Annotated in this window: 1 protein-coding gene; it reads right to left on the bottom strand. The window is 57.4% G+C overall.

Features of this window, described 5'->3' with window-relative positions:
- On the bottom strand, positions 1 to 282 hold a 282-nt coding region (locus tag LZP69_RS16320), incomplete at both ends, for a phage major capsid protein (RefSeq protein ID WP_234201740.1).

The raw sequence follows: 282 nt of genomic DNA, 5'->3' as shown, positions 1-282 counted from the left end.
CCATCTTGCCCGATAATCCAGACATAGTCATTGGCTCCAAGCCAGCGCCGCCCCCACATGTTTGCGATGTCTGCCAGGTAGATATAGGTAGCGGTATTGCGCACCTGCGTGGTGATGCAAGGCGAGTTCAGGATACCGAGCGGCTTGCCAACGCCGTCGCCATTGATAAACGCATCCTCGACCTGGAAGCGGATCACATCCGGTACGGTACGCATCAACCACGACTCAAGCGCCGGAACGTCCTCAAGCAGTTCGTCGGTGGCGTAGGCCAACACAGCGATT

It is taken from the genome of Shewanella sp. AS1 (assembly GCF_021412565.1).
Lineage (GTDB): Bacteria > Pseudomonadota > Gammaproteobacteria > Enterobacterales > Shewanellaceae > Shewanella.
Note: the sequence above shows the minus strand (reverse complement) of the source record. Positions and strands in the feature narration are given on the sequence as shown.